Genomic DNA, 20,887 nt, shown 5'->3' with positions numbered 1-20,887 from the left:
GGGAGAGGATCAATGGCCGAAGACATGACACTCGACAGCTATCTGGCCGCAGGCGGTGTGCTGACCAATCCCATCAACGTGCCGCCGCGATATCGGGCCGAGTTGATGAAGCTGATGGCCACATTCGTGGACAGCGAACTGGCCGGAGCCGCCGGATTTGCCGACATCATCAATCAGGGTCCCGGCATCAAAGAGCGCATCGCCGCGGCCCGCATTGTACTCGAGAAAACCGACAACGCAGACCGGGTTCTGAAAATCATGGGCGAGTTCGGGGTGGACACCCAAAGATACGCCACCCATCACCCATGGACTGCGCGCCTAAGTCGCGACGCCGATATCGGCGCGACCCGCAGTGAACATGACATGCGCCTTGCTGTGTTCAACTATCCAATCTCGGGCTGGACCGACGCCGTCATCATGAACCTGCTGATGAGCCGCGCCGTCGCCGAACAACTGGCCGAGTTTTCAACGGTCTCGTACCAACCGCTGGCCGACGCCTTTCGGACGATTGCCCCGATCGAAGCAAATCACGGCAGATTGGCTTTGGAGGGGGCTGAGAAGCTGGCTGAACAGGGCGAGGGCGCGCTGATGCAAGCCTCGGTGGACTATTGGTGGCCGCGCGTTGCGGCCAGCTTCGGCACAGCCAGCGAGGAAAAGATGGACCACCTGCGAAAGCAAGGTCTGCGACGTCTCAGCGGGCCAGAGTTGCAAGCCCGATGGATCGCCGAAGCAACCCGCGTGGTAGCGCATCTGGGCCTGACGCACCCCTGAAATATCAGCGAAAGCGGTTGCGGCTGATCAAACCATATTTCAACGCAAAGGACCTGAGCGTGCTGCGTTTACGCCTTACCGGCAGAACGCCACGTTGCGCATGTGCGCCGCTTTGGCGGTTGAACTCATAAACGTCGATGACCTTTTCGGCACAACCACAGGCTTCTCCCAAGCCCACTTTGGCAAAATAGAATTTGTCGAACTGTTCAGGTTGCGTCATTGCGGGCCCTCCTACCACATTGAACCCCGAACAGCGGGAAAAACCAAATCACAACCGTGCAAAGAGATTTCCGGTACTGACTTTAAATGCCTTTCAAGCCATCAAGCGTCAGGTCGCTGACCAGCGCGGCATAGTCCTTGCGGGCCTCTGCGTCTGCGCCTGAATTCCACATGTAGAACCAGTTCAGCATGCCAAAGACGGACATGGTTGTCGCACGCAGCTTTTCCTTGTTGTCCCGCAGCACGTCAGGCGAGATGTCGGCAAGAATATCGCTGAGGAAGACCACCAGATCGCGCTGATACCCGCGCAGCAATTGTTGCTGTTCCGCTGGCAGGGCCGAGATTCCGGTGGATTGCACCCGGTGTTCATCATCCACGCCCTGATAGGCCAGCAAGATCTCCTGAACCACCAGACGCAGGCGGTCCGGGGCACTGAGACCATCCATCTGCAAGCCGCAAATCCCATCACGCAGCTGGCGCAGATAGGTTTCCAGCATATCGAACAGGATCGCATCCTTGCTGTCGTAGTAGTGGTAGATATTGGCCTTCGATATCCCGCACTCGGCCGCCAGTTGCGCCATCGAGGCCCGGTCGAACCCTTCGCGCGCAAAGACGCGGGCGGCCGACTTCAAAATACGGGCGCGCTTGTGATCGTGGTCTTTTGCTATCGTACGGGCCAAATCTCGACCTCCACCTCTGCCTTAATCATTCCGGTTATCAACTACGCGCCGGGCCTTGCCCTGACTGCGTTCAACCTCGCCCGGGTCGCCTATATTGATCTCGGTCGAAATGCCAACCACATCTTTGATCCGGCGCGTCAGCATGCGGGCGGCAGCAGTTTTGCTCAGTTCGTCCGCAGCATCCGGCAGAGCCTCGACATGGATGCGCATGGCGTCCATGCGACCCGCGCGGTACAGCTCGATCTGGTAATAGGGCGCAAGGCCGCCCGTGGCCAATACCTGTTCTTCGATCTGGCTTGGGAACACATTTACGCCGCGCAGAATGATCATATCGTCCGAGCGCCCGGTGATCTTTTCCATCCGCCGCATTGACCGCGCCGTGCCCGGCAACAACCGCGTCAGATCGCGGGTTCGATAGCGGACCATCGGCAGGCCTTCCTTGGTCAGAGTGGTGAAAACCAACTCACCCATCTCGCCATCCGGCAGCACTTCGCCGGTTTTGGGGTCGATGATCTCAGGGTAGAAGTGATCCTCCCAGATAACCGGGCCATCTTTGGTTTCCACGCATTCATTGGCTACGCCGGGGCCCATGATCTCGGACAGGCCGTAGATATCGACCGCGTGCATATCGAAAGCTTGCTCAACCTCGGCCCGCATGGAATCTGTCCAAGGTTCGGCACCAAAGACGCCAACTTTCAAGGAACATGCGCGCGGATCAAGGCCAAGCTTATGAAACTGCTCAAGAATATTGAGCATGTAGGATGGGGTCACCATGATCCCGTCGGGCTTGAAATCGGTGATCAGATCGACCTGCTTGGCGGTCTGGCCGCCGCTCATCGGGACAACGGTCGCACCCAGGCGTTCAATCCCGTAATGCGCACCCAGCCCGCCTGTGAACAACCCATAGCCATAGGCATTGTGCACGATATCCCCGCGCCGCAACCCGCTGGCGCGCAAGGACCGGGCGACCAGATCGGCCCAGTTGTCGATGTCGCCTTGCGTATATCCCACCACGGTCGGCTTGCCAGTCGTCCCCGAGGACGCGTGAAGACGTATGATCTGCTCGCGGGGGACTGCAAACAGACCAAACGGGTAGTTGTCGCGCAGGTCGTTTTTGTACGTGAACGGAAACCGGCCAAGATCGGACAGCGTTTGCAGATCATCGGGGTGGACACCAGCCTCATCGAACCGTTGCCGATACATGGGGACGTTGTCATAGGCGTGGCGCAGTGACCATTTCAGCCGATCCAGTTGCAGCGCCCGGATTTCATCGATCGAGGCGATCTCAATCGGATCAAGGTCGGCCTTGTTCGGAGTAAGATCCTTCATGTCATCCCCTCTTTTTTCAGGTTTCGTCAAAGACTGCGCCGCCGATTGCGCGGGAAAAGCCACGGAACTCGGCGATCTTCCGATGGTCCTGATTGGTGACGGTGACGTCATAGATGCCGCTGCGACCGGTCAGGCTCAGTTCAGTTGCCTGCGCCGTCAGCCGGTCGCCTGCACGAGCCGGTGCCAGGTAGCTGACCACATTATGCTGGGCGACGGTGGACTGATTGCGGCTGTTGCAGGCAAAGGCAAATGCACTGTCCGCCAGCATGAAGGTCACACCGCCGTGGCAAATCCCATGCCCATTGCAGTGATGATCCTGAACGTTCAGCGTCAATGTCGCGGTACCTTCGTTGATATCAACCAACTCCATCCCCGCCCATTTCGAGGCATTGTCCCGCCCCCACATGACAGCCCCTGCGCGATCTGCGCGTTCTTTCGGTGTCATATTATTCTCCCCGAAACACAGGTGCGCGCTTTTCCAGAAAGGCCGTCACGCCTTCGGCATAATCGGCACTTTCGCCGCAGGTTTTCATGGCATCTGCCTCAAGCTCCAGGTGGTCGGTGAGGGAATTGGTCGCCGCCGCCTGAATGGTCTGCTTGGTCAGGCCCAGACCCAATGTCGGGCCATTGGCGAATTGTTCGGTCAAAGCCCGGGCCTGATCCATCAGAACAGCATCTGGGTAGGCTTTCCAGATCAGCCCCCAGTCCTCGGCCTGGACGGCCGTCACTGGTTGCCCGGTCAGCGCCAGCCCCTTGGCCCGCGCTTCGCCCAGCAGGCGCGGCAAGTGCCAACTGCCGCCTGTGTCGGGGATTAACCCGACCTTGGCAAAGGACTGAATAAACTTGGCGGACTCGGCGGCCAGAACAACGTCACATGCCAGCGCAATATTTGCCCCTGCCCCCGCCGCAACACCGTTGACAGCGCAGACAACCGGAAAGTTCAAAGATCGGATCAGGCGAACCAACGGCGCATAAAAGGTGCGGACGGTCTGCCCCAAATCGGGTGGACCATCCATCGTGGCCGGGTTACGGTCACCCAAATCCTGACCGGCACAGAACCCGCGCCCCGCCCCGGTCAACAGAATCGCCCGAGCACCTTGGTCGCGAGCACCTTCAATCGCAGCCCGTAGGGCAAGATGCATCTCATCCGTAAAGCTGTTCAGACGATCCGGGCGGTTCAGTGTGATTTCAACCCATTTGCCGTGATCCTGCGAAAGAATCGTATCAGACATACCCAATTCTCTTTGCATTAGTTTCAACAAACTTCTTGCATAAACCGAACGGTTGGTCAATAAATTCTGAGAAGCTTGTGACTCGATGTCCCCTGAGCCGCCGAAATGGGCGCCCTTTGGCATCGTTGATAGTTACAAATCACACTTTTAACATGTTCACGACTTGCGCTTTTGAGGAGGAGACCCGGTCATGAAATTCACCAAGCTCACCACCCTGCTGGCCTCAGCAACTCTGGCGGTATCAGGCACAATCGCATTTGCTGCCGACTACACCCTGACAATTTCCAGCTGGGCCCCGCCGACCCATGGTATCAACGCCAAGATGTGGCCCAAATTCGTCGAAATGGTCGAAGAGGCCACCGATGGGAAAGTGACAGCCGAGTTGAAGCTGGGCATCGCCCCGCCCCCGGCGCAGATGGACCTGATCATGGACGGTGCAGCCGACGCATCAATCATTTTTCACGGCTATCAGCCGGGTCGGTTCGTCACCACCAAGCTGATCGAACTGCCGGGATATGAAGGCAGTGCCGAACAAGCCTCGGTCGCCTATTGGCGGGTCTACGACAAACACCTCAAGGCCGCAGACGAGCATCGCGGCGTGAAGGTGATTGCCGTGCATACGCATGGACCCGCGCAGTTACACTCCAGCAGCCCGGTTACCTCGCTGGACGAGGTGTCTGGCCTCAAGGTGCGCATCCCCGGCGGCGTTGGCGGAGATGTGGGCGCGGCATTGGGTGCAACCGGCATTCAGGTTCCGGCCCCTAAGGTTTATGAAACACTGGCGTCCAAAGCCGCAGACGGCGTGGTCATGCCATTCGAGGGTCGTAAAGGGTTCAAACTGACCGAAGTGGCGCAAAACGTCTACGAAATGCCCGGCGGTCTGTATCGCGGTTCGTTCGCATTTATCATGAACGAAGACGCTTTCGCCGATCTGCCCGCTGACCTGCAGACAGCACTTGAAGAGAACGTCTTTGGCGAACCGCTCAGCCGCGAGATTGGCAAGATCTGGGATGAGATCGACACCATCGGGCGCGAGACGACCGAAGCAACCGAAGGCAACGCGATCAATACTGCCAGCGACGCCGATATGGAAAAGTTCTCGGCCATTGCAGAGGACATCCGTGGCAAAGTGATCACCGAAGTCGGCGCGACCGGCGTCGATGCGCAGGCGGCCTATGACATGATCAATTCGGAACTGTCCTCCAACTGATCCAAGTTCCGGGGCGGGTCCCGAACCCGCCCCGGACGAATGCCCGAGGTGCCAATGTCCCCCCTGATCCAGCTGATACGCCGCGCCAGTGTGCTTCCGGTTATTGTAGCCAGCGTCGCGTTGTTTGCCCTGATGGTGATGACCTTTTGTGACGTCATTTTGCGGTCGATGTTCAATGCCCCGATCGAAGCCGCCACCGAATTGACCCGCATTCTGATGGCCATCTTGGTGTTTTCTGTGCTGCCCATTGTTTCGACCACGAACGGGCATATCGCGGTTGACCTGACGGATGGCATCTTCAGCCGTCTGCATCTGTCCCGCGTGCGTGATCTGATCATTTATGTCATCAGCGGGGTGATGCTCTACTGGCCGGTTCAACGGGTTTGGGTCTTGGCCGAGCGTGCGCGAGATTATGGGGACGTGACCGAATACCTCTCGATCCCGACCTATCTGATCGGCTGGTTCATCACCCTGTCCGTGGCTGTGACCGCAGTGGTGATGATCGTGACCGGCCTGCTGCGGTTCTTCGCGCCGCACACCCTGTCGGAGGCCGCCCGATGACCGCCGCACTGATCGGTTTCGCGATTGTCCTGATCCTTGTCCTGATGCGCCTGCCCATCGTTTTTGCCATGGGCCTCGTAGGAACGCTGGGCTTCGCTTATGAACGCGGAGGCTCTGTTTTTGACGAACGCGGCCTGAAGGCTGCCATGTCCATGGTCGGGCGGCAGATCACCGACACCGCTCAGGATTACGGGCTGTCCGTTGTGCCGCTGTTCATCCTGATGGGTCTGTTCGTCAACAAGGGCGGCATGGCGCGCGAGCTTTATGCCGTGTCCAATGCCTTTCTGGGCCATATGCGCGGCGGCATCGCCATGGCGACAGTTGCCGCCTGCGGCGGGTTTTCGGCCATCTGCGGGTCGTCGCTGGCCACCGCTGCCACCATGTCCAAAGTCGCCATGCCGCAAATGCGGCGCTACGGCTACTCGGATGAGCTATCGACGGCCTCCATCGCCGCCGGTGGCACGTTGGGTATCCTGATCCCACCGTCGGTTATATTGGTCATCTATGGCCTGCTGACTGAAACCTCGATCGGTAAGCTGTTTATGGCGGGTATCATCCCCGGCCTGCTGGGCATCCTGTTCTACCTCTTCGCAGTGCGCTGGACCGTCTGGCGCAACCCAGCGGCCGGGCCTGCGGGTGAACGTGCCAACTGGTCCGAACGCCTGCGGGCACTCGGGTCCGTCTGGGCAGTGTTGTTGCTGTTCTTTCTGGTGATCGGCGGGCTCTACGGTGCGTTCGACTTTGAGCCCCTGAACCTGACGTTCTCACCCACAGAAGCCGCCGGTATGGGCGCTGCCGGGGCCTTCCTGATCGCCCTGTTCCGGGGCGGTCTGACAGTTGGCTCCACCTTCGAAGTATTGAAAGAAACCTGCTTTACCGCGTCGGCCCTGTTTGCGGTGCTGATCGGCGCGCAGATCTTTTCGAACTTCATCAATCTGGCCGGATTGCCCGAGGCACTGATTGCCTTGGTTACGGCCTATGACGTGTCGCCTTTTGTGGTCATCCTTATGATCCTTGGCATCTACATCATTCTGGGATGCGTTTTCGAATCCCTGTCGATGCTGCTGCTAACTGTGCCGATCTTTTTCCCGCTGGTCACATCGCTGGGATACGACCCGATCTGGTTCGGCATCGTCGTCGTCGTTGTCACCGAGATTTCTCTGATCACCCCGCCGGTGGGCCTGAATGTCTTCATCCTGAAAGGCGTGGTCGGAGACGTTTCGACCGGCACCATATTCCGAGGCGTCACCCCGTTTTGGGTCGCCGATATCTTCCGCCTCGCGCTGATCGTGCTGGTACCCATCGTGGTTCTGTACCTGCCGCAGCAAATGGGCGCGTTGGGGCACTGAGCCCCGCCTAGTCAAACAGGAGAACACCATGTCCCTGCATCAGATTTCCAGCTTTGCGGCGGGTCACTGGGTCGCGCCCGGAAACGGCGCCCGGACCATAGCCTCTGCCATCACCGGCGCGCCCTTCGCCACTGCCGGTAACGCGGCACTTGATGTTCAGGCCATGCTGGATTACGCGCGGAACATCGGCGGTCCGGCCCTACGCAAACTTACCTTTCACGACCGCGCCCGGATGCTCAAAGCGCTGGCGCAGGCGTTGTCAGAGCACAAACAGGCACTCTATGACCTCAGCTTTGAGACGGGCGCCACGCAAAAGGACCATCTGATCGACATCGATGGCGGGATCGGGACTCTGTTCGTCTTTGCCTCGAAAGGACGGCGGGAAATGCCGGACTCAGATGTGTATCTGGATGGCGATATTGAACAATTGTCGCGCAACGGGACGTTCCTGGGGCAACATATCTGTACCCCGCTGCAAGGCGTCGCTGTGCATATCAACGCGTTCAACTTTCCCGTCTGGGGTATGTTGGAAAAGCTGGCCCCCACCCTGCTGGCCGGAGTGCCCGCTATCGTGAAACCGGCAACCAACAGCTGTTATGTCACCGAACTGGCAGTGCGGGTCATGCTGGACAGCGGCATCCTGCCTGAAGGCGCGTTGCAACTGGTGTCAGGTGGGCTGGGCGATATGCTGGATCGTCTGGATTGTCAGGATGTGGTCAGTTTCACCGGCTCGGCGGAGACCGCGCTGAAACTGCGGCAGACACCGGCAATCGTGCAGAACTCGGTCCGGTTTGTTGCAGAACAGGACAGCTTGAACGCCTCGATCCTTGGGCCGGATGCGGTTGAGGGCACGCCCGAATTCGACCTGTTCATCAAGGAAGTCACCCGCGAGATGACCACAAAAGCGGGTCAGAAATGCACCGCCATCAGACGGATCATCGTGCCGGAGTCGCAAGCTCAGGCCGTGATCGATGCCCTGTCAGCAAAGCTGGCGCAGGTGACAATCGGCGACCCGAGGCAGGACACGACACGTATGGGCGCACTGGTTTCCAATGCACAAAAGGCCGATGTTCTTACCAAAGCCGAACTGATTGAGACGGAGGCAATGCGTGTCTTTGGCGACCCTTCCGCGTTTGACCTGCAAGGGCCCGAGACCGGAGCTTTTGTCCCTCCGATGCTGTTTCACTGCGCCGATCCGGATAACGCCCAGCGCGTGCATGATACCGAGGCCTTTGGCCCTGTCTCGACCGTTATGGGTTACCGCGATCTGCGTCATGCAGTTGAACTGGCCAATCGCGGGCAAGGATCACTGGTGACATCGCTGATCACGCACGATCCTGCCATCGCACGCGACGTGGTTGCGGGCGCTGCCTCCTATAACGGGCGCATCTATATCAACGACCGGGATTCAATGAAGGAATCCACCGATCACGGCTCGCCACTGCCGCATATGGTGCATGGCGGCCCAGGCCGCGCTGGCGGCGGAGAAGAGATGGGCGGTGTGCGCGGTGTGATGCATTACATGCAGCGTACCGCGATCCAGGGCTCCCCGCGGATGCTCACTGCGATCGGTCAAAAATGGGTCCCCGGCACGCCCGAGGTTGTCGGCCCGGCGCACCCATTCACCCGCAAGTTCGGTGAATTGAGCATCGGTGAAACCCTACACACCGCATCACGCGTAATCACGCTGGAGGATATCGATCATTTCGCCCATTTCACAGGCGATACGTTCTACGCCCATATGGACGAAGACGCAGCGACACGAAACCCCTTCTTCCCCGGACGCGTGGCCCATGGCTATCTGCTGTTAAGCTTTGCCGCAGGCCTGTTTGTTGAACCCAGTGAAGGGCCAGTGCTGGCCAATACCGGCCTGGACGGGCTGCGTTTCATGAAGCCAGTTGTGGCCGGTGACAGCATCAAGGTTCGCTTGACGGTCAAGCAAAAGACCCCGCGCAACGAAGAATATGGCGAAGTTCGCTGGCACGTGAGCCTCACCAATCAGGATGATGAGATGGTGGCCGAATATGAACTGCTGACCATGTGCGCGCACTGACCAGTCACCAGGTAAATCTGATTTTCTTATGTGTGCAAACGGGTTAAACTGGTCCTATGACCAGCCAGAACACGTGGTTCGAAACGGCCGTAGCCGAATTGGCGGACCCGCGGGATCAGCGGGTGTGGTCAGTTATCGTGTCGTTATTTGGCGATCTTGCCCAGGAACCCGGTGCCCAAATCTCGGGCGGCGCACTGACCCGGATCATTGAACCCATCGGAATCAAACCCGAAGCAATTCGCGTGGCCCTGCACCGGCTGCGCAAGGATGGCTGGATCGAAAGCGACCGCATCGGTCGCGTGTCGATGCATTTCCTGACTGAATACGGACGCGTGCAATCCGCCGCCGTGACGCCTCGGATATATGCTCGTGGACCGACCCCGGCCCGACCATGGCATCTGTTGATCGCCGAAGAAGGTGCCGGAACACAGGTTCTGGATGAGGTGATGCTCAGCCACGACTGCACGCCCATCACACGCAATGTTGCGCTAGGCCCGGGGCCCGCGCCCGGTCAGATCGAGGGCGTGCTGGCGTTTGATGTCACGCCCCATACCGTGCCCAAGTGGGTTCAGGATCGCCTGTGCCCGCAAGAGCTGCGCGTGGCGTGTCAATCCTTGTTTGAGGCAATTCAGCAGGCCGCCCGATCCCGCCCCGGGGACTGGTCTGCCACACCCCTGCAATCTGCCACTTTACGGACAATTCTGATCCACCGGTGGCGGCGTGTCGTTTTGCGCCAACCCGATCTTCCAGCCGAGTTCTTCCCATCAGACTGGAGCGGCCCCGCCTGCCGGGACGCCGTGTTCGACTTGCTGGATACCCTGCCCCGCCCGGCACCACAGGTACTGAACAACACCGCATAGCGCGACGGAAGGCCGTTTGCAGGACATCCGCGCCGCTTATTCTGATGCTGGTCCAGTCAACATGACCGAAGCACAGCCGACACATATCGGCCTATCTTCTCCGAGGTGATAGACCCCGGCAATGGGGCGCAGCACGGCACTTTGCTCAAGTTCAGGAAACGCTTGGCACAATCGGGAACAGGACACTAACATCCCCTGACCCAACCCCGGGGACGGAGAAACCTGACATGATGGCAGTATTGGCAGTACTTGTAATCTTCACCCTGTTCCTTTTGGGTATGAACCTTTGGACTCGACGCCTGACGCACCAAAGTTTGTCCATTGTGCCGCAACCGGGACAGGTCCTGCCGCTTCAGGGGGCAGCATTCACTACGTCGAAAAAGGTGACCCTGCCAAATCGACCATTGTGATGATCCACGGGCTGGCAGGCCAGTTGCAGCACTTTACCTATGCGCTGATGGATGATCTGGCAGCAGATCATCACGTGATCGCGGTTGATCGCCCGGGATGCGGGTATTCCACCCGCGAAACAGCTGATCTGGCCGATTTGTCCGAACAGGGGCGAATGATCCACGAATTCCTGCAGCGCAAAGGAATCGACCAGGCCATACTGGTTGGTCATTCGCTGGGCGGGGCTGTGTCCCTGGCGATGGCACTGAACTATCCCCAACGCATATCAGCACTGGCCCTGCTGGCCCCGCTAACCCAGAAAATGCCCGCGACGCCTGCAGTCTTCAAACCTCTTGAGATTCGTACCGCGTGGCTGCGCAACCTGATCGGCCACACTCTGGCCGTTCCGATATCGCGCAAAACGGCCCCCATGGTTCTGAAAGATGTCTTTGCCCCAGAGGACGCCCCGGCGGACTTTCTGGATCGGGCCGGCGGCGCCTTGGGTTTACGCCCCTCTGCCTTCATCACCGCATCCCAGGACGTTGTCGCCGCCGAAGCCGGAATCGCGGAACAGAGCCGAAGATATCCAGAGCTACAGGTACCCGGCGGTGTGCTTTTTGGCACTGAGGATCCCGTTTTGCCCGCGAAAGAGCATGGGGCCAAGATGTCCCAATACGGTCTGATCTATGAAGAGTTAGAGGGCCGTGGGCACATGATCCAGATAACGGCCCCCGAGGCCTGCGCAGCCTTCATCCGCAGGGTTTCCCAACCGGCGCTGACTGCAGATCAGAGCGATGGGTGAAGGGCAAAAAGATTCCGACAGCCCCACACATTTCCCTCTTGACCCTCTCGCGCCCCTCCCTTACATCGCCTCTCACTCGTGGCGGAGTAGCTCAGTTGGTTAGAGCAGCGGAATCATAATCCGCGTGTCGGGGGTTCAAGTCCCTCCTCCGCTACCATCTTATCCTGAAAATCGAAAAGGACGCTGCAGGGCAGCGTTAGGCTCTATGCTATTGCGCGGGTGTTGTCCTTGACCTTTTGGCTAACGGTCAGCGGTCAACTATTCAGCAAACATACGTACAGGATACATCTTACCTGATTAAAAAACTCAGGTTGACATAACTTACTAATTCACTAAGAAATCGGCTCGTCCTATCTCCGCAAGCCTGCGGGGCCCGATTCCCGATTTGACAGGAAAGATCAACCTCATGACCAAATTATTCGCTGCCAGCAGTGCTCTGGTACTGTGCATCGCCACCTCAGCCGTGGCCCAGGCACCGGCCAAAGCCGACGTGCTGAACACCTACGCCAATATTGCTGAAGCCAAATACGACGATAGTCTGATTGCTGTGAAAACGCTGCAGTCTGCCGTTAACGCGCTGATTGCCAACCCGTCCGATGCCACTCTGAACGCCGCGCGTGCAGCGTGGATCGCCGCGCGCGTCCCGTATCAGCAGACCGAGGTCTATCGCTTTGGGAATGCCATCGTTGATGACTGGGAAGGCAAGGTAAACGCGTGGCCACTGGATGAAGGTCTGATTGATTATGTCGACGCATCTTATGGCGGTCCGAGTGACGAGAACGAGTTCGCAGTTCTGAACGTCATCGCCAACCCCAGCTTTACATTGTCTGCCGAGACCATTGATGCCGCCGAAATCACTCCGGCCCTGCTATCGGACACCCTGCATGAGGCAGACGGAATCGAGGCCAATGTTGCCACCGGCTATCACGCTATCGAGTTCCTTCTGTGGGGCCAGGACCTGAATGGTCATGGCACTGGCGCGGGCAACCGTCCGTGGACCGACTATGCCAAGGGCGATGACTGCACCAACGGCAATTGCGACCGTCGCGCCCAGTATCTGAGCGCCGCCACCGATCTGCTGGTCAGCGATCTGGAATGGATGGCCGCGCAATGGGCAGAAGGTGGTGACGCCCGCGCTGCTCTGACCGAGAATGAAGACGCTGGCGTCAGCGCCATTCTGACCGGCATGGGCTCGCTGTCCTATGGCGAACAGGCAGGGGAACGGATGCGCCTTGGCCTGATGCTGAACGACCCCGAGGAAGAGCATGATTGCTTTGCCGACAACACCCACAACAGCCACTACTACGATGGTCTGGGCATCCAGAACGTCTATCTTGGCAGCTACACCCGCATCGACGGCACGCCGGTTTCCGGTGCATCCCTGTCGGATCTGGTGATTGCAACCGACCCGGCGCTGGATACCGAGATGAAGGCCAAGCTGGCGGCAACCATGCAGGCTCTGGGTCGCATCAAATCGACCGCTGAAGCGGGTTTCGCCTATGACCAGATGCTGGAACGCGGAAATGCGGGCGGCGAGGCTCTGATCATGGGCGGCGTCAACGGTTTGGTCGATCAGACAAAAACCATCGAGCGCATCGTCACCACACTGGAACTGGACGGTATCGAGTTCGAAGGCTCGGACAGTCTGGATAACCCGGGCGCAGTCTTTCACTAAGCGTCCACGGGCTGACAGACACAATAGGAGGCGCTTGGAACAGCGCCTCCGACCTTATCAGGCGGAAAGGGTCGGAACCCGGTACTGGACCCTGGTAAAATAACCGACTATTTATGTAGGAAATAGATACGGATCGAGTCGCTATGATCGTCTGCCACTGCACCAACATCTCGGATCGCGATATTTTCGCTGCGATCGACTGGATGCGATCGGCTGACCCCCAGGCCATCGTCACCCCTGGGAAAATCTACCATGCCCTTGGAAAATCAGCAGATTGTGGCGGTTGCATGCCGCTTTTCCTAGACACCATGCGCTCAAACGATAATCTGGAAGTCCCCATGCAGCTCCGGACCTTGCGGGCCGGACGATCACAGGAGAATTCAAATGAAGGGCGATCCCAAGGTCATAGAGTACCTAAACAAGTCCCTGCGGCATGAACTGACAGCCGTCAGCCAGTACTGGCTGCACTACCGGTTGCAGGAAGATTGGGGCCTTGGCCATATGGCCAAGAAAAGCCGCGAGGAATCCATCGAGGAAATGGGCCATGCCGATAAGCTGATCGAGCGGATCATTTTCCTGGAAGGCCACCCAAACCTTCAAAAACTGGATCCCCTGCGGATTGGCCAGACGCCCAAGGAAACACTGGAATGTGACCTGGCGGCTGAACACGACGCACGCAGTTTGTATGTCGAAGCGCGGGAATATTGCCGGGAAGCAGGCGATTACGCCTCAATGTCTCTGTTCGAGGAATTGATCCGCGACGAAGAAGGCCATATCGACTTCCTCGAAACGCAGCTTGATCTGTACGAAAGGATTGGCGAAGCCAATTATGCGCAACTCAACGCATCAAAAATGGACGAGGGCGAATAGCCTGTTGTTGCTGGTGGCCGTGTGCACGGCTACCCCCGCCCTGTCAGCCGAGCTGCAGGACCTTCATCTGAACTTCCTTCCCCGAACCCAGGACGAAAGCGCCCGAATCTCGGACGTTACGGCAACGCCCGAAGACTTCTCGGCCCCGCAGCCGTTCGAGGAACTGTCTGCCGGTGCGGCAACCGTCCGGGTGCGCACCGACGCGGATGCGTTCTCGCAGCCGTCGGCCAATATCAGTTTCGAACAGGAACTGGATTTTCGGGTTGGCAACGGCCTGTTCAAGAAACTCTGGGTGTCATCGCCGTCTTCGACGCTGGCCTCGGACGGTTTGGGGCCGCTTTACAATGCGCGTTCGTGCCAGCGATGCCATATCAAGGATGGGCGCGGACACACGCCGAGAGGGCCGGAAGATAACGCCGTTTCGATGTTCCTGCGGGTTTCGATCCCCGGAACGGCGGATGATGCCCCAGCCGATATTGAAGGGTACATTGCAACCTTGCCCGAGCCGAATTACGGCGGGCAGATGCAGGATTTCGCTCTGGTCGGGCATCCGTCGGAGTACCGATTGGAGATCACTTACGAGGAAATCCCGGTGGCACTGTCCGAAGGGGAAACCGCCTCGTTGCGCCGCCCCACCTACCATGCGGCGAATCTGGGCTATGGGCCGCTGCATCCGGACGCGATGCTGAGCCCCAGGATTGCGCCGCAAATGATCGGGTTGGGCTTGCTCGAATCCATCCCGGTCGAGGACCTGCTGGCCAATGCCGATCCCGAAGATGTGAATGGGGACGGTATATCGGGCCGCCCGAACATCGTCTGGTCCATCGAGTTTGGCGCGCCGATGTTGGGCCGCTTTGGTCACAAGGCCGGAATGCCTACGGTTATGGAGCAATCTGCCGCCGCTTTTGCCGGTGATATCGGCATCTCTAATCCACTCTACCCCGCGCCTCATGGGGATTGCACCGAGGCACAAAAAACCTGTGTGGACGCGCCGCATGGTGACGGAGACGAGCGTGGGTTTGAAATCGATGAAATCGGAATGGACCTTGTTGCATTCTACAGCCGCAACCTTGGGGTGCCCGCCCGCCGCGATGTGGATGATCCCTCAGTTCTGCGCGGCAAACAGGTGTTTCACGATACCGGTTGTGCCAGCTGCCACACACCAGCCTTTGTCACCCATCGCATGCGTGACCGCCCCGAGCAAAGTTTCCAGCTGATCTGGCCCTACACGGACTTGCTGTTGCACGATATGGGTGAGGGGCTGGCCGACAACCGCCCCGAGGCCCGCGCAACGGGTCGGGAATGGCGCACCCCACCGCTATGGGGTATCGGCCTGACCCAGCGTGTCTCGGGCCATACCGAATTTCTGCATGACGGGCGCGCGCGTAATCTGCTGGAAGCCATCCTTTGGCACGGCGGAGAAGCTCAATCCGCCCGTGATACGGTCGTTTCAATGCCGAAAGCCGACCGCGACGCCTTGATACGTTTTCTGGAAAGCCTCTGAATTCATGCGTCTACTATGCCTTGTCATTGCCCTGTGGGCCCCAATGCCCGCAGCAGCCCAGGATCATTCACCGATTCTGGATGACGTAACCCAACAGCATATCCTGCCTAGGTTTGCCCAATTGTCCGAAGCAGCACAGCAACTGCAAAGCGCCGCTGTTGCGGACTGCGCGCCGAATGCGCCGACTCTGCGTATGGCCTATGGAGCAGCTTTTGACGAATGGGTATTGGCCAGCCATCTGCGCTTTGGCCCCACTGAAGTTGATGACCGCGCTTTTGCGATGGCGTTCTGGCCGGACACCAAAGGGTTCACGCCCAAAGCCTTGTCCCAATTGATTGCAGCCAAGGATGCTGCCGTTCACGACCCCGAGGCCTTTGCAGAAACCTCAGTCGCAGGACGAGGGTTTTTCGCGCTTGAGCAGTTGTTGTTCGACCCCCAATTTGCGGATGAGGATGCCAAGTATCGCTGCGCTCTGGTCCAGGCCATCACGACCGATATCAGCCGAAATGCTGCGGCGATGCAGACGGATTGGCAGGGCTATGCCGTCGTTCTGACGCAGCCGGGTGAAAACAGCCCGTACCGAACAGACGAAGAAGCCTTGCAGGAGTTGTTCAAGGCGCTCAGCAGCGGATTGCAATTCACCTCGGAAGCGCGCCTTGGTCGTCCTTTGGGTACCTTCGACCGCCCCCGACCCAACCGGGCCGAGGCGCGGCGGTCCAACCGCTCGCTGCGCCATGTTGCGCTGTCGCTGATCTCCCTGCGTGATCTGGGTGCATCGCTGTCGGTTGACCACCCCGGGATTGCCGAGGATCTAAGCCAGGCTTTTGACAAGGCTATCGCCCGCGCCCAGTCGCTGGATGATCCTGCATTGGCTGGGGTTGCCATCCCCCAAGGGCGTTTGCGGGTCGAAGCCCTGCAGCAATCGATCAACGACATTCGCGCGATTGTGGCGACTGATCTTGGCCCCACGCTTGGCATCAACGCCGGTTTCAACTCACTTGACGGAGATTGAGCCATGAGCACCCGTCGCCATTTTCTGGCTGGCCTCGCAGCCGCCGCTCTGACCCCGACCCGGGGGTGGAGCGCGGTTGGGGCACCAAATTTTCTGGCGGCAGGGTTGTTCCCGGATGGTTCGTACCGTTTAGCCGGTCTGGGAGCCGACGGGACGATCCTGTTCGCACTTCCCCTTCCGGCCCGCGGCCATGCTGCGGCGGCGCATCCGAACAGGGCACTCGCGGTAGGTTTTGCAAGGCGCCCCGGTACATTCGCTGTGGTCATTGATTGCGCCGCCGGACAAGTGATTCAACAGTTGCAGGCCCCACCCGGCCGTCACTTCTACGGCCATGGCGTGTTTTCTACGGACGGCACCCGGTTCTTTACCACCGAAAACGATTATGACGCCGGAACCGGTGTTATCGGCGTTTGGGAAACCGCCAGCTTTGCGCGGATCGCAGAGTTTTCTTCCGGCGGCATTGGGCCCCATGACATGCGCCTTATGCCAGATGGGGCGACATTGGTCGTCGCCAATGGCGGCATCGAAACGCACCCCGATACCGGGCGCAGCAAGCTGAACCTGCCGACCATGCAACCCCGGCTCAGCTATCTCGACCTGACGGGCCAGGTGTTGGAGCAGGTTGAACTACCGCGCGCCTTACACAAGAACTCAATCCGGCATCTGGCCGTTCGCGCGGATGGGTTGGTTGGGTTTGCAATGCAATGGCAGGGCGCGCAGACAGAGCACCCACCGCTTTTGGGCCTGCACGAACGTGGGAAGGCCCCGCGCCTGTTGTCTGCTGACACCACCAGTCAAAGCCGTCTGCAAGGCTACGCGGGAAGCATAGCCTTTAGCGGTGATGGCACCCAAATTGCGATCACCTGCCCGCGCGGGAACGCACTGCATCCGTTTGACGTGGGCACCGATCAACTGATTCAGGCTTTCACGCTCACGGATGTCTGCGGGCTGGGTGCTGGGCCGGATGGTTTGGTTTTCACCACTGGCCAGGGCGTCTTCGGTGCAGTCAATGGGTCGCGTGCCCGGGTCACGGCAGAATTGGATTGCCAATGGGACAACCATCTTATCCCCATTCGCCACCCGACATAGAATTCGGCAAGCCCGATCACATAGATTACACTTGGAAGAATCAAACTGCTGCCGTATTGGCGGGCGCGAAACCGGCACCCTGACGCTAAGGACTGACTTGATTGAAACACACGCCTGACGCACCGCATTCCATCTACGGGGTTGAAAAATGGGGCAAGGGCCTCGTCGAGGTGACAGAGCAAGGCGAGATCGGTCTGCGCAATCCAATGGCGCCCGATGCGGATGCGATCAGCCTGCCGGGAATCCTCAGCGATCTGGATGACCGGGGCATCAAGGCCCCAATGGTGTTGCGCGTCGCGTCTTATCTGGAACACGAAATCGCACACCTGAACGAAAGCTTCGCCGACGCTATCGTCCGGGTAGGCTATAAGGGCGACTATCGCGGTGTGTTCCCGATCAAGGTAAACCAGCAGGCGCAGGTGGTCGACCGGATTGTCGAGTTCGGAAAGAAATACAACTACGGTTTGGAAGCCGGGTCCAAACCGGAACTGGTGCTTGCGCTGGCCCACCGTCTGGCCCCCGAGGCGCTGATCGTCTGCAACGGCGTCAAAGACGCCGAATTCATCCAACTGGCGATCCTGTCCCGCAAGATCGGCTTCAACACGGTGATCGTTCTGGAAAGCCCGAAAGAGGCTGACACGGTGATCGAGGTCTACAACGAGCTGGGCATAGAACCCCTGATCGGCGTGCGGGTCAAACTGACCAACCAGATCAGCGGCAAGTGGGAGGAAAGTTCGGGCGACCGCTCAGCCTTTGGCATGAACACCGATCAACTGGTCGCCACGGTGGACAAACTTAAGGTGGCGGGGTTGCTCCATTGTCTGAAGCTACAACACTCGCATCTGGGCAGTCAGGTGCAGGACGTCAACGACGTCCGCCGCGCCGTCGGCGAAGCTTGCCGGTATTACACCGAACTCACCCGCGAGGGCGTGCCGCTGACCCATCTGGACCTCGGTGGCGGCATGGGCGTGGACTATACGGGTGAGAAGAAGGCGGCGGAAAATTCGATCAACTACACGGTCGAGGAATACTGCGCCAACGTGGTCGAAACCGTGGCCTATGCGATGGATGAGGCTGAGATTGACCATCCCACGCTTGTCACCGAAAGCGGACGCGCTGTGGTGGCAACCTCCTCAATGCTGCTGTTCAACGTGTTGGAAAGTACGCTCTACGATGCGCCAAACGGCCCAGAGGTTGAACCCGAGGACCATCACCTGGTCTCGGACCTCGCCGCCGTGCACAGCTATCTCAGCAAAGACCGCCTGCAAGAATGCTGGAACGACGCCACTTTTTATCGCAACGAACTGCGCGCCCTGTTCCGCCGGGGCTATGTCGACCTACGCCAGATGGCCCGCGCCGAACGCATCTACCTGTCTCTGATGGCCCGCCTAAAGGCGCTGGCCGCCAGCGATGATCTGGAAACCGATGTGGACGATCAGCTTGAGAAGGTCGCAGATATCTACCACTGCAACTTCTCGCTGTTCCAATCCCTTCCTGACGTCTGGGCCATCGACCAGCTGCACCCGATTGTGCCTCTGCAAGGCCTGAACCAGACCCCCGACCGTCGCGCAGTTCTGTCCGACATCACCTGCGACAGCGACGGCAAGATTGACCAGTTCATTTTGGCTGATGGCGTCTCACCCAGCCTGCCGGTGCATTCCTTGCCCGAGGACAACGAATACTTCATGGGCGTCTTCTTCGTCGGCGCCTATCAGGAAACGCTGGGCGATCTGCATAATCTGTTCGGTGACACCAATGTGGTCACCATCGACCTGCGCCCCGACGGCGGCTTTGACTTGCTGCACGAACAAGAGGGCGACACGATCAGCCAGGTCCTGTCCTATGTGGAATTCGACCCGCAAGACTGCGTCGCTGCCTTCCGCAAAATGGTGGACGAGGCGATCTCGACCGGTACTCTGAAAGCCAAGGACCGCAAAACCCTGATGAGCGCCTATCGCGACTCGATCAACGGCTACACCTATTACGAATAAGAAGGAGACAGACCATGGGCAAAACACTGGTTGTCGGTGCAGGCGGCGTATCCCACGCTGCCGTGCATAAGATGGCGATGAATTCGGATATCTTCACCGAGATCACTCTGGCCAGCCGCACGAAATCGAAATGCGACGCCATCGCCAAAGCGGTGAAAGAGCGTGTAGGCGTCGATATCAAGACCGCCGAACTGGACGCCTACAAGGTCGAAGACACGGTCAAGCTGATCAAGGAAACCGGGGCCGAGATCCTCGTGAACCTCGCCCTGCCCTATCAGGACCTAGTGCTGATGGACGCCTGCCTTGAGGCCGGCATCCATTACCTCGACACCGCGAATTATGAGCCCGAAGATGAGGCCAAGTTCGAATACCACTGGCAATGGGCCTATCAGGAACGGTTCAAAGAGGCTGGCCTAACCGCAATCCTCGGCTCGGGGTTCGATCCGGGCGTGACCAGCGTGTTCGCCACATGGCTGAAAAAACACAAGCTGGACACGATCCGTCAAATCGACGTGCTGGACGCCAATGGCGGCAGCAACGACCAGGAATTCGCGACCAACTTCAACCCCGAGATCAACCTGCGCGAAGTGCTGGCCGAAGTGCGCCACTGGGAAGGTGGTGAATGGAAACACTCCCCCGCCATGACCCACAAGGTCGAGTTCGACTTCCCCGCCATCGGCCCCAAGAACATGTACCTGATGTATCACGAGGAACTGGAGTCGCTCAGCACCCACTTCCCCGAGATCGAACGCGCCCGCTTCTGGATGACTTTCGGCGACGCCTATATCACCCATGCCAAAGTGCTGGAAAACGTCGGCATGACCCGCATCGACCCGGTGATGCATGACGGCAAGGAAATCATCCCGATCCAATTCCTGAAAACCCTGCTGCCCGATCCCGGCGATCTGGGCGCGGAAACCAAGGGCAAAGCCTGCATCGGCGATATCGCCACGGGTCAGGCAAAGGACGGCTCGGGCGAGAAGACCTATTACATCTACAACATCTGTGACCACGAAGAATGCTATGCCGAGGTCGGCTCTCAGGCCGTCAGCTACACCACCGGCGTCCCCGCCATGATCGGAGCGGCGCAGGTGCTGAAAGGCAACTGGACCGAGCCGGGCGTCTGGAACATGGAACAGCTCGACCCGGATGACTTCATGGACATGCTGAACGAACATGGCCTCCCATGGCAGGTCCACGAACTCGACGGCCCGGTCGAGTTTTAACTTCATCTTTTCCTAAATACTCCGGGGGGTCCGGGGGGCTGGCCCCCCGGCCTCTCCAATTCAG

20 protein-coding genes and 1 tRNA gene are annotated in these 20,887 nt (G+C 58.9%); 16 read left to right on the top strand and 5 right to left on the bottom strand.

Going from position 1 to position 20,887, the window contains the following annotated elements:
• The first annotated feature begins 12 nt into the window (after window positions 1-12).
• Entirely contained in the window at window positions 13-771 is a 759-nt protein-coding gene (locus ACP0GE_RS14925; protein WP_424832705.1) for a Phenylacetic acid catabolic protein, read from the top strand.
• A gap of 4 nt (window positions 772-775) precedes the next feature.
• Here the strand turns inward: ACP0GE_RS14925 and ACP0GE_RS14920 are convergent, their stop codons facing one another.
• The 5 genes from ACP0GE_RS14920 to paaG all read right to left on the bottom strand — a co-directional run bounded on the left by ACP0GE_RS14920 (window position 776) and on the right by paaG (window position 4,231).
• Window positions 776-991 (bottom strand): hypothetical protein, encoded by a 216-nt coding sequence (locus ACP0GE_RS14920; protein ID WP_424832704.1) that lies wholly within the window; start codon window positions 989-991, stop codon window positions 776-778.
• A gap of 82 nt (window positions 992-1,073) precedes the next feature.
• Window positions 1,074-1,670 (bottom strand): TetR/AcrR family transcriptional regulator, encoded by a 597-nt coding sequence (locus ACP0GE_RS14915; protein ID WP_424832703.1) that lies wholly within the window; start codon window positions 1,668-1,670, stop codon window positions 1,074-1,076.
• A 21-nt stretch (window positions 1,671-1,691) separates the two neighbouring features.
• The gene (gene paaK / locus ACP0GE_RS14910) at window positions 1,692-2,999 is read right to left on the bottom strand and encodes a phenylacetate--CoA ligase PaaK (RefSeq protein ID WP_424832702.1); all 1,308 of its coding nucleotides are present in this window, start codon (window positions 2,997-2,999) and stop codon (window positions 1,692-1,694) included.
• A 16-nt stretch (window positions 3,000-3,015) separates the two neighbouring features.
• Complete coding sequence (paaI, locus tag ACP0GE_RS14905) at window positions 3,016-3,444, bottom strand: hydroxyphenylacetyl-CoA thioesterase PaaI (protein ID WP_424832701.1); 429 nt, start codon at window positions 3,442-3,444, stop codon at window positions 3,016-3,018.
• Between the two features lies 1 nt (window position 3,445).
• The gene (gene paaG / locus ACP0GE_RS14900) at window positions 3,446-4,231 is read right to left on the bottom strand and encodes a 2-(1,2-epoxy-1,2-dihydrophenyl)acetyl-CoA isomerase PaaG (RefSeq protein WP_424832700.1); all 786 of its coding nucleotides are present in this window, start codon (window positions 4,229-4,231) and stop codon (window positions 3,446-3,448) included.
• Between the two features lie 190 nt (window positions 4,232-4,421).
• Here paaG and ACP0GE_RS14895 point away from each other — a divergent pair, with 190 nt between their 5' ends.
• The 15 genes from ACP0GE_RS14895 to ACP0GE_RS14825 all read left to right on the top strand — a co-directional run bounded on the left by ACP0GE_RS14895 (window position 4,422) and on the right by ACP0GE_RS14825 (window position 20,823).
• A complete protein-coding gene (locus ACP0GE_RS14895; RefSeq protein ID WP_424832699.1) occupies window positions 4,422-5,441 on the top strand; it encodes a TRAP transporter substrate-binding protein in 1,020 nt (339 codons plus the stop codon).
• 54 nt (window positions 5,442-5,495) lie between these two features.
• Window positions 5,496-6,002, top strand: a complete 507-nt coding sequence (locus ACP0GE_RS14890; protein ID WP_424832698.1) for a TRAP transporter small permease — start codon at window positions 5,496-5,498, stop codon at window positions 6,000-6,002.
• On the top strand, window positions 5,999-7,351 hold the full coding sequence (locus ACP0GE_RS14885) for a TRAP transporter large permease (RefSeq protein ID WP_424832697.1): 1,353 nt from the start codon (window positions 5,999-6,001) through the stop codon (window positions 7,349-7,351). Before ACP0GE_RS14890 ends, ACP0GE_RS14885 begins: the two co-directional genes overlap by 4 nt.
• A 28-nt stretch (window positions 7,352-7,379) precedes the next feature.
• Window positions 7,380-9,404 (top strand): phenylacetic acid degradation bifunctional protein PaaZ, encoded by a 2,025-nt coding sequence (paaZ, locus tag ACP0GE_RS14880; protein ID WP_424832696.1) that lies wholly within the window; start codon window positions 7,380-7,382, stop codon window positions 9,402-9,404.
• Window positions 9,405-9,460: 56 nt separating this feature from the next.
• Complete coding sequence (locus tag ACP0GE_RS14875; protein ID WP_424832695.1) at window positions 9,461-10,264, top strand: PaaX family transcriptional regulator C-terminal domain-containing protein; 804 nt, start codon at window positions 9,461-9,463, stop codon at window positions 10,262-10,264.
• A 286-nt stretch (window positions 10,265-10,550) separates the two neighbouring features.
• A complete protein-coding gene (locus ACP0GE_RS14870) occupies window positions 10,551-11,456 on the top strand; it encodes an alpha/beta fold hydrolase (RefSeq protein WP_424832694.1) in 906 nt (301 codons plus the stop codon).
• An 80-nt stretch (window positions 11,457-11,536) separates the two neighbouring features.
• Window positions 11,537-11,613: transfer RNA gene (locus ACP0GE_RS14865), tRNA-Met, on the top strand.
• Window positions 11,614-11,862: 249 nt separating this feature from the next.
• Window positions 11,863-13,131, top strand: coding sequence for an imelysin family protein (locus tag ACP0GE_RS14860; protein ID WP_424832693.1), 1,269 nt, complete (start codon window positions 11,863-11,865; stop codon window positions 13,129-13,131).
• 143 nt (window positions 13,132-13,274) lie between these two features.
• Entirely contained in the window at window positions 13,275-13,568 is a 294-nt protein-coding gene (locus ACP0GE_RS14855) for a (2Fe-2S)-binding protein (protein WP_424832692.1), read from the top strand.
• The gene (gene bfr, locus ACP0GE_RS14850; RefSeq protein WP_424832691.1) at window positions 13,516-14,001 is read left to right on the top strand and encodes a bacterioferritin; all 486 of its coding nucleotides are present in this window, start codon (window positions 13,516-13,518) and stop codon (window positions 13,999-14,001) included. Before ACP0GE_RS14855 ends, bfr begins: the two co-directional genes overlap by 53 nt.
• Entirely contained in the window at window positions 13,961-15,505 is a 1,545-nt protein-coding gene (locus ACP0GE_RS14845; protein WP_424832690.1) for a di-heme oxidoredictase family protein, read from the top strand. The genes bfr and ACP0GE_RS14845 overlap by 41 nt, the downstream gene beginning before the upstream one ends.
• Before the next feature lie 4 nt (window positions 15,506-15,509).
• Window positions 15,510-16,517 (top strand): imelysin family protein, encoded by a 1,008-nt coding sequence (locus tag ACP0GE_RS14840; RefSeq protein WP_424832689.1) that lies wholly within the window; start codon window positions 15,510-15,512, stop codon window positions 16,515-16,517.
• Between the two features lie 3 nt (window positions 16,518-16,520).
• Entirely contained in the window at window positions 16,521-17,606 is a 1,086-nt protein-coding gene (locus tag ACP0GE_RS14835; protein ID WP_424832688.1) for a DUF1513 domain-containing protein, read from the top strand.
• Between the two features lie 101 nt (window positions 17,607-17,707).
• A complete protein-coding gene (gene speA, locus ACP0GE_RS14830) occupies window positions 17,708-19,597 on the top strand; it encodes a biosynthetic arginine decarboxylase (protein WP_424832687.1) in 1,890 nt (629 codons plus the stop codon).
• Window positions 19,598-19,611: 14 nt separating this feature from the next.
• A complete protein-coding gene (locus tag ACP0GE_RS14825) occupies window positions 19,612-20,823 on the top strand; it encodes a saccharopine dehydrogenase family protein (RefSeq protein ID WP_424832686.1) in 1,212 nt (403 codons plus the stop codon).
• Window positions 20,824-20,887: the final 64 nt, after the last annotated feature.

It is taken from the genome of Ruegeria sp. (genome assembly GCF_965243365.1).
Taxonomy (GTDB): domain Bacteria; phylum Pseudomonadota; class Alphaproteobacteria; order Rhodobacterales; family Rhodobacteraceae; genus Ruegeria.
The sequence above is the reverse complement of the archived record's forward strand: the minus strand, read 5'-3'. Positions and strand labels throughout refer to the sequence as shown.

What these genes read in the sequence shown, in the direction of transcription:
- ACP0GE_RS14925 (WP_424832705.1), top strand. Translation starts at nt 13, where the DNA reads ATGGCCGAAGACATGACACTCGACAGCTATCTGGCCGCAGGCGGTGTG.
- ACP0GE_RS14920 (WP_424832704.1), bottom strand. Translation starts at nt 991, where the DNA reads ATGACGCAACCTGAACAGTTCGACAAATTCTATTTTGCCAAAGTGGGC.
- paaK (WP_424832702.1), bottom strand. Translation starts at nt 2,999, where the DNA reads ATGAAGGATCTTACTCCGAACAAGGCCGACCTTGATCCGATTGAGATC.
- paaI (WP_424832701.1), bottom strand. Translation starts at nt 3,444, where the DNA reads ATGACACCGAAAGAACGCGCAGATCGCGCAGGGGCTGTCATGTGGGGG.
- paaG (WP_424832700.1), bottom strand. Translation starts at nt 4,231, where the DNA reads ATGTCTGATACGATTCTTTCGCAGGATCACGGCAAATGGGTTGAAATC.
- ACP0GE_RS14895 (WP_424832699.1), top strand. Translation starts at nt 4,422, where the DNA reads ATGAAATTCACCAAGCTCACCACCCTGCTGGCCTCAGCAACTCTGGCG.
- ACP0GE_RS14890 (WP_424832698.1), top strand. Translation starts at nt 5,496, where the DNA reads ATGTCCCCCCTGATCCAGCTGATACGCCGCGCCAGTGTGCTTCCGGTT.
- ACP0GE_RS14885 (WP_424832697.1), top strand. Translation starts at nt 5,999, where the DNA reads ATGACCGCCGCACTGATCGGTTTCGCGATTGTCCTGATCCTTGTCCTG.
- paaZ (WP_424832696.1), top strand. Translation starts at nt 7,380, where the DNA reads ATGTCCCTGCATCAGATTTCCAGCTTTGCGGCGGGTCACTGGGTCGCG.
- ACP0GE_RS14875 (WP_424832695.1), top strand. Translation starts at nt 9,461, where the DNA reads ATGACCAGCCAGAACACGTGGTTCGAAACGGCCGTAGCCGAATTGGCG.
- ACP0GE_RS14860 (WP_424832693.1), top strand. Translation starts at nt 11,863, where the DNA reads ATGACCAAATTATTCGCTGCCAGCAGTGCTCTGGTACTGTGCATCGCC.
- ACP0GE_RS14855 (WP_424832692.1), top strand. Translation starts at nt 13,275, where the DNA reads ATGATCGTCTGCCACTGCACCAACATCTCGGATCGCGATATTTTCGCT.
- bfr (WP_424832691.1), top strand. Translation starts at nt 13,516, where the DNA reads ATGAAGGGCGATCCCAAGGTCATAGAGTACCTAAACAAGTCCCTGCGG.
- ACP0GE_RS14845 (WP_424832690.1), top strand. Translation starts at nt 13,961, where the DNA reads ATGCGCAACTCAACGCATCAAAAATGGACGAGGGCGAATAGCCTGTTG.
- ACP0GE_RS14840 (WP_424832689.1), top strand. Translation starts at nt 15,510, where the DNA reads ATGCGTCTACTATGCCTTGTCATTGCCCTGTGGGCCCCAATGCCCGCA.
- ACP0GE_RS14835 (WP_424832688.1), top strand. Translation starts at nt 16,521, where the DNA reads ATGAGCACCCGTCGCCATTTTCTGGCTGGCCTCGCAGCCGCCGCTCTG.
- ACP0GE_RS14825 (WP_424832686.1), top strand. Translation starts at nt 19,612, where the DNA reads ATGGGCAAAACACTGGTTGTCGGTGCAGGCGGCGTATCCCACGCTGCC.